Origin of the sequence: Sinomonas sp. (assembly GCF_051955515.1) — a bacterium.
Classification (GTDB): domain Bacteria; phylum Actinomycetota; class Actinomycetes; order Actinomycetales; family Micrococcaceae; genus Sinomonas.
On the sequence record NZ_JBQCGQ010000270.1, the window covers coordinates 1 to 13,111 of the forward strand.

General features: G+C 69.8%; 11 protein-coding genes. 6 read left to right on the forward strand and 5 right to left on the reverse strand.

The window, feature by feature from the left end:
- The 3 genes from ACTHL9_RS15785 to ACTHL9_RS15795 all read left to right on the forward strand — a co-directional run.
- A partial coding sequence (locus tag ACTHL9_RS15785) for an FCD domain-containing protein (protein ID WP_440520234.1) occupies positions 1-953 on the forward strand: 953 nt, incomplete at its 5' end.
- A gap of 3 nt (positions 954-956) precedes the next feature.
- A complete protein-coding gene (locus ACTHL9_RS15790) occupies positions 957-2,618 on the forward strand; it encodes an ABC1 kinase family protein (RefSeq protein ID WP_440520235.1) in 1,662 nt (553 codons plus the stop codon).
- A gap of 67 nt (positions 2,619-2,685) precedes the next feature.
- Entirely contained in the window at positions 2,686-3,870 is a 1,185-nt protein-coding gene (locus ACTHL9_RS15795) for an MFS transporter (RefSeq protein ID WP_440520236.1), read from the forward strand.
- Here ACTHL9_RS15795 and ACTHL9_RS15800 read toward each other — a convergent pair.
- From ACTHL9_RS15800 to ACTHL9_RS15815, 4 genes are all read right to left on the reverse strand, one after another.
- Complete coding sequence (locus ACTHL9_RS15800; RefSeq protein WP_440520237.1) at positions 3,867-4,487, reverse strand: DUF305 domain-containing protein; 621 nt, start codon at positions 4,485-4,487, stop codon at positions 3,867-3,869. The two genes, ACTHL9_RS15795 and ACTHL9_RS15800, sit on opposite strands and share 4 nt — an antisense overlap.
- A 50-nt stretch (positions 4,488-4,537) precedes the next feature.
- On the reverse strand, positions 4,538-4,855 hold the full coding sequence (locus ACTHL9_RS15805; RefSeq protein ID WP_440520238.1) for a hypothetical protein: 318 nt from the start codon (positions 4,853-4,855) through the stop codon (positions 4,538-4,540).
- A gap of 10 nt (positions 4,856-4,865) precedes the next feature.
- Complete coding sequence (locus tag ACTHL9_RS15810; protein WP_440520239.1) at positions 4,866-6,911, reverse strand: heavy metal translocating P-type ATPase; 2,046 nt, start codon at positions 6,909-6,911, stop codon at positions 4,866-4,868.
- 132 nt (positions 6,912-7,043) lie between these two features.
- Positions 7,044-7,862, reverse strand: a complete 819-nt coding sequence (locus ACTHL9_RS15815) for a PaaX family transcriptional regulator (protein ID WP_440520240.1) — start codon at positions 7,860-7,862, stop codon at positions 7,044-7,046.
- A gap of 231 nt (positions 7,863-8,093) precedes the next feature.
- Between ACTHL9_RS15815 and ACTHL9_RS15820 the strand changes: the two genes are divergently transcribed.
- The 3 genes from ACTHL9_RS15820 to ACTHL9_RS15830 are packed head-to-tail and all read left to right on the forward strand — an operon-like array spanning position 8,094 to position 11,679.
- The gene (locus tag ACTHL9_RS15820; RefSeq protein WP_440520241.1) at positions 8,094-9,431 is read left to right on the forward strand and encodes an MFS transporter; all 1,338 of its coding nucleotides are present in this window, start codon (positions 8,094-8,096) and stop codon (positions 9,429-9,431) included.
- Positions 9,431-11,200: a CocE/NonD family hydrolase gene (locus tag ACTHL9_RS15825; protein WP_440520242.1), complete on the forward strand. Its 1,770-nt coding sequence runs from the start codon at positions 9,431-9,433 to the stop codon at positions 11,198-11,200. The genes ACTHL9_RS15820 and ACTHL9_RS15825 overlap by 1 nt, the downstream gene beginning before the upstream one ends.
- Before the next feature lie 2 nt (positions 11,201-11,202).
- A complete protein-coding gene (locus ACTHL9_RS15830) occupies positions 11,203-11,679 on the forward strand; it encodes a DUF3237 domain-containing protein (protein ID WP_440520243.1) in 477 nt (158 codons plus the stop codon).
- Positions 11,680-11,795: 116 nt separating this feature from the next.
- Here ACTHL9_RS15830 and ACTHL9_RS15835 read toward each other — a convergent pair whose 3' ends face one another.
- The gene (locus tag ACTHL9_RS15835; RefSeq protein ID WP_440520244.1) at positions 11,796-13,097 is read right to left on the reverse strand and encodes an alpha-hydroxy acid oxidase; all 1,302 of its coding nucleotides are present in this window, start codon (positions 13,095-13,097) and stop codon (positions 11,796-11,798) included.
- Positions 13,098-13,111 lie beyond the last annotated feature (14 nt).

Genomic DNA, 13,111 nt, shown 5'->3' on the forward strand with positions numbered 1-13,111 from the left:
CCACACCACCCGACCTCAGCACCACTCCACCCGACCTCAACACCACACCACCCGACCTCAACACCACACCACCCGACCTCAACACCACACCACCCGACCTCAACACCACACCACCCGACCTCAGCACCACACCACCCGACCTCAGCACCACACCACCCGACCTCAGCACCACACCACCCGACCTCGGCGGCACGGGACCCGACCTCGGCGGGTATACCAGCTCCCCGCTTGGAGAGCCCCCGGGCGGTATTCTCTCCGTCATGGACACCCCTGCGCCGAACGGAGGCCCCGCGCCTTCGGCTGCCCCCGAGGAAGCCTTCGCGAGCCACGTCTATCAGCTCATCCTCGAGGACATCGTCGCGGGTCGGCTCGCGCCCGGGCAGCGCCTGCGCGAGCGGGAGCTCTCGGACCAGCACAACGTCTCGCGGATCCCGGTCCGCGAGGCCCTGCACCGGCTCGAGCAGGACGGCTTCATCGTCACCGCACCGCGTCGAGGGGCGGTGGTCCGAAGCCTGACGCTCACGGACGTCGACGAGCTCTTCGACCTGCGGGTGCTGCTCGAATCGTTCGCGGCGCGCCGCGCGGCGGAGCGCGTGGGGGCGGGGGGCGACGGCGGGCGCCTCACCGAGCTCCTGAAGCTGTCCCAGGACGCGACCGCGGCGGGCGACGAGGAGCGGGCGTCGGACCTGAACACCGAATTCCACGCGGAAATCGTGGAGGTCTCCGGCCATCGGCTTCTGGCCCGGTCGCTCCGCCCGCTCCAGGGGCTCACCCGCTGGATCTTCGGCCTGGGTGTCAGCCGGCCGATGGAGCTCAACACGATCGAGCACGAGGAGATCAAGGACGCGATCCTCGCGGGCCGCGCCCAGCTCGCCGAGTCGCTTGCGGCGGCCCACGTGGAGCTGGGCCGCCAGCCCGTCCTCGATGGCCTCGCCGGAACGCTCCCGGAGTAACCCATGGCTCTCGGAACCGGAAACGGGCGCACGGCCCGCTACGCGCAGATCGCAGAAGTCCTGGCCCGCCACGGCCTTGGGCACCTCCTGAACGCAACGGGCCTGGGCCGTTGGACGCCGTCAGCCCTGCTGCCAGAGTTGGTCGCCGCGAAGGCAGCCGGCCCCGAGCATGTGCGACGAGCCCTCGAGGAGCTCGGCCCGACGTTCATGAAGCTCGGCCAGATCCTCTCGACGCGTCCCGATCTGGTCCCGGAGGCCTATCAGGCGGAGCTCGCGAAGCTGCAGGACGCAGCGCTTCCGGTGCCCTCGGACGAGATCCGCGCCGTGATCCGCGAGGAGCTCGGCGACGCCGACGACGTCTTCGCTGCGTTCGAGGACGACCCCATCGCGAGCGCGTCGATCGGCCAGGTCCATGGCGCGCGGCTCCGGGACGGGACGCGGGTAGTGGTGAAGGTTCGCAAGCCGGGCGCAGTCGACCGGGTCCGTGAGGACCTGGAGATCCTCCGCAACCTCGCCTCCCATGCGCTGCGGCACTGGGCTCCGGCCGAGGAGTACAACGTGGAGGGACTCGTGGAGCAATTCGGCCGCACGATCCTCGCCGAGCTCGACTACCTGCAGGAGGGGCGCAACGCCGAGCGCTTCGCCGCGAACTTCGTGGACGACAAGCGGATCCGCATCCCCCGCGTCTTCTGGGAGACGACGACGTCCCGCGTCCTCACGCTCGAACGGGTCGAGGGGCTGAAGATCAACGACGTCGGGGCGCTCGACGAGGCCGGCTTCGATCGGCGGACTCTGGCTGTCAACGCGGCAAGCGCCCTCGCGCAGATGGTCTTCAAGGACGGCTTCTTCCATGCCGACCCGCACCCCGGGAACATGTTCGTCCAGTCCGACGGGGCGATTGCGCTCATCGACTTCGGCATGGTCGGGGAGGTGGACGAGCGGCTGCATGACCAGCTGAGCCGCCTTCTGATCGCCCTGGGCCGGAAGGATTCGCGGCGGCTCGCGCGCACCCTCGCCGACATGTCGCAGGCGAGGCACGACGTCGACCTGTCGGCTTTGGCGGACGACGTCGCCGATTTCATCGCGCTCTACGACCGGGCGAACCTCCAGGACATCGACATGGCCCGCCTCGCGCAGCAGCTCCTCGCGGTGGTGCGCACGCACCGCCTGCAGATGCCGGGCGAGGTGGCCGTGATCTCGAAGATGATCGTGATGGCCGAGGGCCTGGGGCGGGTCCTCGACCCGGAGTTCCGGCTCAACGCCGCGCTCCGCCCGTACGTCATGGACATGTTCCTCGAGCGTCACTCTCCTCAGGCCCTCGTGGAGACCCTGCGCGAGGCCGGCCTCGGCGCGATGGACCTCGTCGAGGACCTTCCCCATCTCGTGGATGGGCTCGTCCGGATCGTGGACTCGGGCGGTGTGGAGGTCCGGCTCCGCGCTTCGGAGCTCGAGCCGCTGCTTGCCAGGGCGGAGAGGATCGGCGACCGGGTGGTCGCGGGCGTCATTGCGGCCGCATTCATTCGAGGGGTGGGCGAGCTTGTCTCCCTCGATCGGGAGCGGTCGGGATGGCGGGCTCCGTTCATGCGCGTTGGGCTGACGGCGCTTGGCGGACTGAGCGGCTACCTTGCCTGGAGCGCTGCGAGCCGCAGGAGGCGCGACAGGTAGCCGTCCACTTGGTGAGACAAAAATGCTCACTAAGTGGACACTGGAGCAGGATACGACCATGCAGCACATGGCGAAGACGAGACCCAAGGCCTGGCTGATGCTCGCGCTCGGCCTCTCGGCACAGACCGTGGGAACCGTATTCGTCAACACCCCGGCCTTCCTCATCCCGCTGCTCCACCAGCAGGACGGCGTGCCGCTTGCCCAGGCGGGACTGCTCGCCTCGGCGCCCACGGTCGGCACGGCGCTCACCCTCATCGCCTGGGGCGCACTCGCCGACCGCTACGGCGAGCGCTGGGTGATCACCGCCGGTCTCGCGCTGACCGCGCTCGCCGCGCTGGGCGCCGTCGTCGTCCCCGGCTACGTCGCGCTCGGCCTCTTCGGCCTTGCCGGCGGAATGGCGTCGGCGAGCTGCAATGCGGCGAGCGGCCGGCTCGTAGTGGGGTGGTTCCCACGCCATCAGCGTGGTCTGGCCATGGGGATCCGCCAGATGGCGGTGCCCCTCGGAACCGCGATCGCCGCCCTGACCGTGCCCACGGTGGCCGACACCTCCGGGATCGGCCCCGCGCTCATGGTGCCGCTCGTGCTCACGGCGGCTGCCGCCGTCAGCTGCGGCCTCTGGATCTCGGACCCGCCCCGGGCCGCCGTCCCCGCGGACCTCGCGGGCAGAGCCGCGAACCCGTACCGCGCGAGCTCCTTCCTGTGGCGCATCCACGCCGTTTCGATCCTGCTCGTGGTACCGCAGCTCACCCTGACCATCTTCGGGCTCGTGTGGCTGATCGCCGACGTCCGCTTGGACAGCGTGCTCGCCGGCGTGATCGTGGGCGGGGCACAGCTCGTCGGGGCGCTGGGACGCATCGTCGTCGGCGTCTGGAGCGACCGGCTCGGAAGCCGCGTGAGGCTCCTGCGCTGGGTGGCGGTCGCGGGTCTCGTGACGATGCCGCTCATCACGCTGGCCGACGCGATGTCGCTGCAGGCAGCCGCCGCCGTCGCCTTCGTCCTGGCGACGGTGGTGAGCGTCGCCGACAACGGCCTGGCGTTCACCTCGGTGGCCGAGGCCGCAGGCCCCCGGTGGTCGGGCAAGGCTCTCGGCACGCAGAACACGGGACAGTTCCTCGCGGCTGCGGGCGTGGGGCCCGGCGTCGGCGCGCTCGTGGGGCTGCTGGGCTACCCCCTCGCGTTCCTCATCGTCGCCGCCGCGCCCCTCGCCGCCATCCCGTTGGTCCCCGGGCAGGACGTGCACGCCGAGGGCTAGAGCTGCGCAAGCAGCCCCTTCATCGCCTCGACCTCCTTGGTTTGCGAATCAATGATCGAGGCGGCCATCTGGACGGGGCCCGGATGCTTGCCGGAGGCCTTCTCCATCATCGCCATCTCCACGGCGCCCTCGTGATGCGCGATCATCTGGGTCAGGAACAGTTTCGATGCGGCGGCACCGTCGGCCGAGCGGAGCTGGGCGAGGTCCTCGTCCTTCAGCATCCCGCTCATCATGCCGCCCGAGCCGTGGCCCTCGTGGCCGCCGGACATGCTGGCTGGCTGGCCCCACTCGCCCAGCCAGCCCTTGAGCCTCGCGACCTCTGGCGCCTGGGCGGCCTTGATCTGCTGGGCGAGGTCGCCCACCCGCGGGTCCACCCCCGGCTTCGCGAGCACCATTTCGCTCATCTCCACCGCCTGCTCGTGGTGCGGAATCATCATCTGGGCGAACATCGTGTCGGCGCCGTTCGCGCTGGCTGACGACGTCGCCGTGGGCTTGGCGCCCATGGGCGCCGTGTTGCCCGCAGGGCCGGACGTGCCGCACCCGGCGAGCCCCAGGGAGACGGCGACGAGTCCGGACGCGACGGCGAGGCGGGCAGGGGCGTGCTTCAGGAAGGTCATTGAGGTTCTTTCTCTCGATCAGCTGTGAAGAAGTCGGGGCAGCGAGCGCCCTACGTCCGGCTGATCGAGAGGTCGATGAGGCGTGGGGCGGGAGCCCGCGCTGGCGGCGCGGTCACCGACCGGGGGCGTCGGGCGGCCTGTGCTGCGTCAGACCTCGAGAGGACGACGACGGCGGGCGGCGCCGGAGCGGGCGCCGCAGGCGCCGGAACGCAGTCGACGTCGTGGTGGCAGCTCTCGCCCGCCATGGCCATCGATGCGCCGTGCCCGTGGTCCACCATCACGTGCATCCCCAGCAGCCCCGCCGTCAAAAGCACGACAGCGAGCACCGCGAGCGCTCCGCGTTGGGCTGCGGGGAGACGACGAAGCACAGCGACCAACCTAATCGACCCGCGAGGCACTGAGATCGAGTCCACGGAGGAGCTGCGCGTTGAGCGCCACCACGATGGTCGAGAGGGACATGAGCACTGCGCCGGCTGCCGGCGCGAGCACGACCCCGGCGAACGCCAGCACGCCCGCCGCGAGCGGAACTGCGAGCACGTTGTAGCCCGTCGCCCACACGAGGTTCTGCCACATCTTCCGATAGCTCGCCCGCGAGAGTTCGACGACGGACACCACCGACCGCGGATCGTTGCCGGCGAGCACCACGCCGGCGGACTCGATCGCGACGTCGGTCCCAGCCCCAATCGCGATGCCGACGTCCGCGCGGGCCAAGGCAGGGGCGTCGTTGACGCCGTCGCCCACCATCGCCACCCGCAGTCCCCGGCGCTGGAGCTCGGCGACCTTCTGGTCCTTGTCCTGCGGCAGGACCTGGGCGAAGACCTCGTCGATGCCGAGGTCCGCCGCGACGGCCTCCGCGACCTGTTGGGCGTCGCCCGTGATCATCGCGACTCGCACCCCGCGCCGCTGGAGCGCGCGCACCGCGGCCCGCGACTCCCCCCGCACCGCGTCCTCGAGCGCAAGGGCGCCCACAATGCGCCCTGCGGCCATGACGTGGAGGACCGTCGCACCTCGCGAGATCCAGCGGTCGACGGCGGAGGCGAGCTCCGGGGGCAGGCCCAGTGACGCTTCGGCGAGCAGGGCGGGCCCGCCGACCTGGACGTGTTCGCCGTCGACCGTCGCCTCCACCCCGCGCCCCGACCGGGCGACGAAATCGCCAGCGGCGGGCACGGTGATGGCGCGCTGGGCCGCGGCACGCACGATCGCGCGCGCGAGCGGGTGCTCGCTGTCCGACTCCGCTGCTGCTGCGAGCGCCAGAAGCCCGCTGTCGGAGATGCCGTCCGCCGCTGCGATGCCGACCAGCTCCGGCTCGCCCTTCGTGAGGGTTCCCGTCTTGTCGAAGAGGACAACGTCGACAGTGCGCATACGCTCCAGTGACAGCCGGTCCTTGACCAGCACTCCCCCGCGGGCCGCGCGCTCGGTCGAGATCGCGATGACTAGCGGGATCGCAAGGCCGAGCGCGTGCGGGCACGCGATGACCAGCACAGTGACCGTGCGGGTGACAGCGTCGTCAAGGCTTCCCAGGAGCGCCCAGGCCACGAAGGTGAGAACTCCGGCGAGCGAGGCAAAGTAGAAGAGGAACGCCGCGGCGCGATCAGCGAGGGCCTGGGCGCGGCTCGAGGAGGCCTGCGCGTCGGCGACCATCCGCTGGATCCCGGCCAACGCCGTCGACTCCCCGACCGCGTCGACACGGACCCGCAGGCTGTTGTCCGTGGCGACCGTCCCCGCCACGACCGCCTCGCCCAACCCGCGGCTCACGGTCTTGGACTCGCCGGTGATCATCGACTCGTCCAGCTCGGCCGTCCCGGCCTCGATGCGTCCGTCGGCAGGCAGGCGCCCGCCGGCGCGGACGAGGACAAGGTCGCCCGGTGCGAGCTGGGACGCCGGAACCACCTCGGTGCCCGCAGGCGTGACGCGCTCGGCCTCGTCCGGAAGCAGCGCGGCGAGAGCAGCGAGGGCGCCTTGGGACGCACCGAGCGCTCGCATCTCGAGCCAGTGGCCCAGCAGCATGATCGTGACGAGGAGCGCGAGCTCCCACCAGAAGTCGAGGTCGAACCCGCCGAGACGCAGGCTCGTCGCCCACGAGGCCAGGAAGGCCACCGAGATCGCCATCGCGATGAGGAGCATCATCCCGGGCTGTCGCTCGCGCAGTTCGCGCAGGCCGCCTTTCAGGAACGGGGCGCCGCCGTAGACGAACACCACGGTGCCGAGCACCGGCGGAATCCACATGCTGCCGGGGAATTCCGGCGGAGCGCCGCCGAAGAGTCCCCAGAACATGGGGCTGAAGAGCACGACGACGGCGGAGAGCGCGAGCGTGAGCCAGAACCTGTCACGGAACATCTCCACGCTATGGCCCGCGTGCTCGCCGTGGGTGTGCACGGCATGTGTCTCTGCGGTGTGCGTGTCGTGGTGGCTGTGGTCGTCCATCGCCAATGCCGTCCTTCCTTGAGATCGGAGAGTTCGGCTGTGGTCGATCAGCGGTTGCGGGTGTACAACCCGGGACCGTGTTCATCGCTGACAGCAGTCTTAGACTATACCCCTAGGGGGTATAGTCTGCAATCATGGCGCCGACGGCACCACGACACCCGCCCGCGCCTCCGGCGCCAGCTCATCCAGAACCGCCTGCACGTGCGCCTCGGCGAGCGGGGCCGTCGCCTTGTACACCTCGACGAACGTCTCACGCGCCCGGAGTAGCGGCCAGTCCGCAGGAAGGAGCTCGTACGGCATTCCCGGATCGTCCCAAGGGAACGAGCGCCATTCGTCCATGACTTCCACCCGAGCGCAGAACCCGCCCCGCGCATCGAGGGCTCCGGACCGCAGCCGCTCGAGACGAACCTCGTTGGCAGCCGCAAACTCGGCGTAGCGACGTGGCGGCGCTGCGGTATCGATGATGACAGGGCGGCGGCCCTCGAACCCATCGTCCTCGACGCGGAAGGCCATGAAGTCCTCCACCCCATACCCCTCGGCAATCTCCCGCACCTGGGCCATCCGGTCTCGCGGCGAGAACCAGAGCGCACCGTAGACCGGGGCGAAGCCGAGCCACTTGAGCCGAGCGCGGAACGCCTCCCGGATCTCGCGCTCCGACTCCGGCACAGAGAAGGCGACGGCGGTCCACCGGCGGTCCCAGCGGACCAGGGGGTCGCCGAACTCGGCAACCTGGGCTGCCCCGATGACCAGCCGGTCGCGCGCGGCGGCGGTGAAGCGGTAACGCGAAGCCCGGCCCCCGCCGTCGTTCTCGAGGACTCCGCGCCCGGCGAGGCGGCTGAGCGCCGTCGTCACCGCGGGGCGAGTCAGCCCAACATCCTCGGCGAGGCGGACGATCGCCCGGGCAGGGAGCCACAGGTCGGTCTTCCGCCAGAACTCGCCGAGCAGCGTCACCAGCAGATGCTGACTCGTCCCCCCTCGCTGCGGGCGAGGGAAGTCGACGGCTGCCGGACCCGCCCGCCCTTCTCCGTCATAGCGCACAGTCACATCTTGCCAGCAGAAGAATCTTTGCAGATTTATTGACGCTCGCTTGTTTTAACGCAACTATAGATCTACGAGTGATGCAGCCCACACGCTCTCCACATCACCCCCCATTCACCACGCCCCGAATTCAGGAGATCCGCAATGACCGCTGGTCCCGAAACGGCAGCTTCCGCTGTCACCGCCCCTTCCGGACGCCACGCTCGCAAGGCCGCCGCGGCGAGCTTCGTCGGAAGCACCCTCGAGTACTACGACTTCTTCATCTACGGATCCGCGTCCGCGCTGATCTTCAACAAGATCTTCTTCCCCGGGATCGACCCGTTCCTGGGGCAGTTCCTATCGATGGCGACGCTCGGCATCGGCTATGTGGTCCGCCCGCTCGCGGCGGGGTTCATCGGTCACTTCGGCGACCGCGTCGGTCGCAAGCAGATGCTCGTCTTCACGCTCGTCTCGATGGGCCTGGCCACGTTCCTCATCGGCTGCCTGCCGCCGACGGCCATGATCGGAGCAGCGGCTCCCGTGATCCTCGTGATTCTGCGGGTGCTGCAGGGAATCTCCGCCGCTGGCGAGTCCGTCGGCGCCGTCACACTCTCCCTCGAACATGCACCGTCCGGCCGCCGCGCGTTCTTCGCGAGCTGGGTCAACACCGGCGCGGCAGCCGGGATCATGCTGGCCTCGATCGCGTTCCTGCTGGTCTCGTTCATGCCGCAGGGCGATTTGATCGCGTGGGGCTGGCGCATCCCGTTCCTCGCGAGCTTCATTGTCGCGGCCGCCGGTTTCGTGATCCGGCGTCGAGTCCCCGAGGCCGAGGTGTTCGAGCAAGTGCGGGAAGCCGGGGAGACCAAGCTGGAACTCCCCCTCAAGGTGGTCTTCCGCGACTACTGGCCCACCATCATCAAGGTCGTCCTCTTCGGTGTCTGGGCCGTAGTCTCCACGATCGTCTCGGCCTTCAGCCTCTCCTACGCGACGAACGGCCACCTCGTCTCGAGCAGCATCATGCTCGCCACCACCATCGTCACGGCGGCTCTTGGCATCATCGCCCAACCCCTGTTCGGCATCCTCGCCGACCGGATCGGCCGCAAGCCCGTCTTCATCGCCGGCAATGTCATCTGCGCGGTCGCCATCTTCGCCTACTTCTGGTCCATCTCGGAGAAGAACGTCCCGCTCGTGTTCGCCACCTCGATCGTCGTCATGGTGGTCGGCTACGGCATGGTCAACCCGCTCGGCCCGGCAATCGTGGCGGAGATGTTCCCCACCCGCATCCGCTACTCGGGCGCGGCCATCTCCTCCCAGCTCGGACTCATCGTGACGGGCTTCGCGCCCACGATCGCCGCCGCCGTCGTCCGACCTGGCCCCGACGGCTGGGTCCCGGTCGCCGTCTTCACCGCAGTCTGCTGCGGCGTCTCAGCCCTCGTAACCCTCATCTGGGTCCGTGAGACCTACCGCGTGGACACCGACGACCTCGGCAGGAAGGCCGCCTGATGGTCAACGTCCTCATCGAACGCTTCAACGTCCTCATCGAAAACGACGTCGAGACGCCCCTCAGCGACGGCACGATCCTGCGGTCCACCGTCTACCGGCCCGCGGCGGACGGCGAGCGCTTCCCCGTCCTCTTGACCCGTACCCCGTACGGGCGCGACCTCTCCGTCAACTCGGCCTACTTCAACCCCGCGACGGTGGCCGCGGCCGGCTTCGTGGTCATCCTCCAGGACGTGCGCGGCCGCTTCGGCTCGGACGGCGACTTCGCGCCCAGCGTCCAGGAAGCGGACGACGGCGCCGAGGCGGTCGAGTGGGCAGCGAGCCTCCCGTACTCCTCAGGCCAAGTGGGAATGTGGGGCCGTTCGTACTTCGGCGAGTCCCAGCTGCGCGCCGCGCGACGCCACCCCCGAGGCCTCGCCGCGCTCGCGCCCGGCGTCTGCGCCGCTGGGAACGCAGACCATGGGGCGCTCTTCCGGGGAGGAGCATTCGAGCTCGGCTCCCGACTGAGCTGGGGCCACGGCTCGATCTCGCTGGAGACGATCCGGCGCGAGTTCGCCGGCGATCCGGCGCGACTGGACCGCGAACTCGACGCCTGGCGCGAGCTCGACGCTTCCTTCGCCGACGGGTCAGCGTACGGGACGCTCCCGCTCAACGACCTCAAGGCCCGGGCGAGCACCTTCCTGCAGTCGCACATCATCCCGTCCACGGGCGCGGATCCGGGCGGCGAGATCTCCGAGGCCTGGAACTGGCCGACCTCCGAGCCGGTTGCCCTCCCGACCCTCAACATCGGCGGGTGGTTCGACATCTTCCTGCCGAACACGCTGGCCCAGTACCGGCTCCAGCTCGAGGCGTCGCGGAAGGACCCCTCAGTCCCGAGTCCGAACCTCATCCTCGGGCCGTGGAGCCACACCAACTACACGGGCCTGTTCCCCGACGTGGCATTCCCGGGCGGCTCGGCGGCCTCCGTCGGTTCCTTCGGCGATCTCTCGTCGATCCATGCCGAGTGGTTCCGAGGCGTGCTCGACGGCGATCGCGGACCGAATGCGCCCAAGCTGCCCCGGGCGCTCGTGTACGTCATGGGGGAAAACCGGTGGCGGGGCTTCGACGAGCTGCCCGAGCCGGCCGCGAAGATCCAGTTCTTCCTTGGCCCGGACGGAACGCTAGAGGAGGGAGCACACGGGGACGGCATCGTGGAGTACGACTATGACCCCCTCAACCCCGTCCCCACCACCGGTGGCGCGACCATGCACCTCGGGGCCGACTTCGCCGGACCGGCCGAGCAAGGGCAGGTCGAGGCGCGCGGCGACGTGCTCACGTTCACCAGCGAAGCCCTCGCCGAGCCGCTCACCGTCTTCGGTGAGGTCACAGCGCACCTCTTTGCGTCGTCGTCGGCCATCGACACCGACTTCGTGGTGCGGCTCTGCCGGGTGACGCCCGACGGCCGCTCGGTGGGGCTCGCGGACGGAATCGTCCGGGCCTCGTGGCGCGACGCGTGCGCGGGCGATGGCGTCTTCCGCGCCGGAGTGCCGCGGCGGCTGCTGACCCCTGGCCGGGTGGAGGAATTCGCCGTGAGCCTCTGGGCCACAGCGTGCACCTTCCAGACCGGCGACCGGCTCCGCGTCCAGGTCACGTCGAGCTGCCACCCCCGATGGGACCGCAACCTCAACACAGGGGCCAAGGCCCTCGATTCGTCCGACACTGTGATGGCGCACCAGGCAGTGCATTTCGGCCCGAGCGCGCCGAGCCGGATCACGCTGCGGGTACTGTCCTAGGCATGGCTCGAGATTCCACTCCGCTGCCCCCTGCCCTCGGCTACGTGGGGACGCTCTCTGTGCTCATCGCGGCGCCGATCGACGTCGGCCCCACTCCCGAAGGGCACCGGCGGATCATCCCCATCACGGGCGGGACGGTCACGGGCCCCCGGCTCACGGGCCGGGTCCTCTCGGGCGGAGCGGACTTCCAGACCCTCCACTCGCCGGAGCTCACGCAGCTCGAGGCTCGCTACGCGATCGAAACGGAGGACGGCGCTGTCATCTCAGTGGACAACGCCGCCCTCCGCTCGGGGAGCACGGAGGCGATGGCCCGTCTGGTCGCGGGCGAAGCCGTTGACCCCGTGGAGATCTACTTCCGCTGCGCCGTGCGGCTTCGCACTTCCGCGGCCGAGTGGGACTGGATGAACCGCACCCTGTTCGTCGGGTCCGGCGAGCGGTACCCGGACAAGGTGGTAGTGCACCTGTTCGCGGTGGCCTAGGGCTCCTGCACGCCGGTTGCAGCGAGGACGTACCTTTGCTGCGAGAGCGTAGCTTTGAGGGCGCGCAAAGGGGCGCCTTCGAAGCAAACGTGCGCTTTCGCAGCAAAGGGCGGCCCCTACCCCCGCGTCCGCACGTGCCGCGAGGAGATCTGTGCGGTCTCGCGAAGCCCGAGCAGCTGGAGGCTGCGCCGGTACTCGGTCCGCAGGATCTCGACCGCCCGTTCAACGCCGCGCTCCCCGCCGGCCATGAGGCCATACAGGTATGCCCGGCCGATCATCACGGCATTCGCCCCACGGGCGAGAGCGGCAACGATGTCCTGCCCGTTGCGCACCCCGCTGTCGAGGAGCAGCGTCGCCTCGCTGCCCACCGCGTCGCGGACCGCAGGCAGAACGTCGAGGGTGGCCGGCGTCCGGTCGAGCTGACGCCCGCCATGGTTCGACACGACGACGCCGTCCGCACCGAAGTCTCCGACGACGCGGGCCGCGTCCTGCGGATTCGTGATGCCCTTGACGAGGAGGTTGTGCGGCCACGCCTTGCGGAGCCACGCGAGGTCGTTGTACTCGAGCCCGGGGTCGAACAGCATCGCGGCGACATCCGCCGACGTCCCCGGGTAGTCGCGGAGCAGCGCGAAGTTGATCGGCGCCGTGGTGAGCTTGTTGAACCACCAGTACGGGAAGCGGGACATGTCGAGGAACGTCTTCACCGTAAGCGAGGGCGGGATGGTCAGGCCGTTGCGGGTGTCTTTGTGCCGGCCGCCGGCCACCGCGGTGTCGACCGTGAGGATGACGGTCTTGCAGCCCGCGTCGAGCGCGCGCCCCACCATCTCCTCGTTCAGCGCCACGTTGTTGGTCAGATACAGCTGGAACCAGTTCTGCCCGTTCGGGGCGGCCTCCCGCACCTCTTCGATGGTGGTCGTGCCCACCGTCGAGAGCGAGTACGGGAGATTGTTGCGCTCGGCGACCCTGGCCACGGCCGCCTCGCCCTCGTGGTGCATCATCCGGGTGTAGCCCGTGGGTGCGAAGACGAGGGGGAAGGCGATGCGCTCGCCGAACAGCTCGGTCGAGAGGTCGGGGTCGGCCACGGAGTTGAGCGTCTCGGGGACGAACTCGACCTCTCGGAAGGCTGCCAGGTTGCGCTTGGCCGTGACCTCGAATTCGGCGGCGCCGTCCACGTAGTCGAACACCGCGCGCGGAGTGGTGCGGCGCCCGATCTTGCGCAGATCCTCGATGGTGAGCGCACTCTCGAGGCGCCGGCGGACCGGGTCGAGAACGGGGGCCCGGAACTGCAGGAGCTCGCGCACCTCTGAGATCTTGGGCAGCTGGCGCCTCTGCAGCGGCCGCCGCGCGGGAACGCGCGCGTCGGGCGCCGCCACTGCGGGTGCGCTGCCCGGCTTGTGGGTTTCTTGGGTGGTCGTCATGCCATTACCTCCGG